Here is a 1,619-nt window from a genome sequence, read left to right on the forward strand (position 1 = left end):
GAGGTCAACCAAATTCACCGAGCGGGGTATGGTCTCGATGGGTCGACCGGGCAAGATCTCTTTTCTGGGCTGTCGGTGACAAGCAAAGCGCTTACCACAAACGTTGGGGCTGCCTCGATCGCCAACGGTGTAGTAACTGCACCGAATCTCCTGACGTTCCATGACTATGAGATTCGATTTACAGGATCTGGCGGGTACGCGATAATCGATGCAACAACGGGTTCCGGCATCAGAGGGAACTATGCCGGAACAGTGCTTACCCCTCCCACAGTGGATGCTCCTGTCAACATTGTGTCGGGAGTGAACGATACACTGGTCGTCTCGGTAGATGGTACGACATCGGGAACCATTACGCTCAACGGTACCGGATCACCTGGTCTAGCGTATACCTCTGGTGCCGCTTTGGCCGAGGAGGTTCAAAGTAGAATCAACTCGGACTCCACGCTGGCCGCAGCCGGCCGTCAGGTCGCGGTGTTGTTTGATCGCACGACAAACCGACTGGTCCTGCAGTCGAATTCCACCGGCGGGGTTAGTTCGGTGGACGTAACAGGCGGAACGGCAGGGGCGACTCTCGGATTAACGGGCGGGATCAGTACTGCGGCATCCGGTACGTATAGTGGGCCACAGACATTTCATCTGGACGGGATTGCAGTGACCGTCTCCGGGGCACCAGCGGCCAACGATGTCTTCAGAGTGAACTCACGCGACAATGCGGCCAGAGATTTGGCTGTCGTGTTCTCTGATCCGTCAAAAGTTGCGCTTTCTTCGACACGGGCTGGTGTTCCGGGAAACAATCAGAGCGGTTTGGACCTTGTCGCGCTCCAGTCAAAACCCCTCACCGGCCTCGACAATGCAACGCTATTCGACAGCTATCGCAAGACTGCGACAGATCTTGGCGTGTCCTCCCAGGTGGCCAGGCAGCGTCTTGAGACGGAAGAGATTCGACTCGAACAGCTCCAGAATTTTCGTGCCCAGGTGTCTGGCGTCTCGCTTGATGAGGAACTCGTCAATCTTCTCAAATTCCAACGAGCCTTTGAAGCAGCCTCACGCATGATCGTTGCTGCCGATGAAATGATGTCCACGTTGATTTCCCTCAAACGCTAGGCAGAGGAGCGTGCCATGCGTGTCACCGAACAGCAGGTTTTTGGATTCCTGGTAAACAGCTATCAACGGGCTCGATCCAAAGCGTTGCGATTGCAGGAACATCTGGCGACCGGTAAACAGGTCTTGCAACCTTCCGATGACCCTGGTCGTTTCCATCGGATCGTCGGAGAGCAAACCACCTTGACAAAACTGGAGCAACGTCTTCGCAATATTTCAACCGCCACGACCCGAGTCGAATTAGCCGACACATCTCTCCAAGGTACGACTGCCACCTTGTCTCGTGTCAGGCAACTGGCGGTTCAGTACGCATCTGATACAAACGGCGCGACGGAACGAGCGGCTGGCGCGCATGAAGTGCGTGCCCTATTGCAACATCTGCTTCAACTGGGTAATGCCGATTTCGACGAGAACCAACCGGTGTTTGGAGGCACGAGCCGCCACGGGTTTGCCGCTGGACTGGTGGTTGCTACACCCATGACCCTGACGAACGCCGTCGCGGACACCTTGACCGTGAG

General features: G+C 56.0%; 2 protein-coding genes. Both read left to right on the forward strand.

Annotated features, from left to right (window positions below; all coding sequences use genetic code 11):
* Positions 1-1,104, forward strand: a 1,104-nt coding sequence (locus ACOSYY_RS19480) for a flagellar basal body rod C-terminal domain-containing protein (RefSeq protein ID WP_421664603.1), incomplete at its 5' end; no start/stop codon positions are given.
* Positions 1,105-1,119: 15 nt separating this feature from the next.
* The coding region (locus tag ACOSYY_RS19485) for a flagellin N-terminal helical domain-containing protein (protein WP_421664604.1) at positions 1,120-1,619 on the forward strand (500 nt) is incomplete at its 3' end.

Source organism: Nitrospira sp. BLG_2, assembly GCF_049222245.1.